This window comes from Stenotrophomonas sp. 3diitr2024 (assembly GCF_042136455.1).
Taxonomy (GTDB): Bacteria; Pseudomonadota; Gammaproteobacteria; order Xanthomonadales; family Xanthomonadaceae; genus Stenotrophomonas; species Stenotrophomonas sepilia.
Genome location: NZ_JBHHMJ010000563.1, coordinates 1 through 269, shown reverse-complemented (window position 1 = coordinate 269; position 269 = coordinate 1). Strand labels below are relative to the sequence as shown.

At 65.1% G+C, this 269-nt stretch carries 1 pseudogene; it reads left to right on the top strand.

Annotation, left to right across the window (positions count from 1 at the left end):
• Window positions 1-91 precede the first annotated feature (91 nt).
• A pseudogene (locus ABGA94_RS14545) lies at window positions 92-269 on the top strand (hypothetical protein); the annotation flags it as partial.

Sequence of the window (269 nt, the reverse complement as noted above, 5' to 3'; positions counted from 1 at the left end):
GATCTGATGACCGACGCGCCGTCGCCGATCGTCGACGCGCAGCTGGCCGAAGTGCACATCCAGGTTCGCCCCAAGACCAACTGATCAGGAGATCCAGGCAATGACCGAGTTTGCGTTTTCGCTGGAGTGGGAAAAGCTGGCCACGCTGAAGCCGGCGTTCGACAAGGTTTCCGGGCGTGGCACGCTCACCGCCGCCAACTCCACCCCGCTGACCGACGGTGCCGCTGCAGTGCTGCTGGCCAGTGAAGAGTGGGCACGCGCGCATGGCC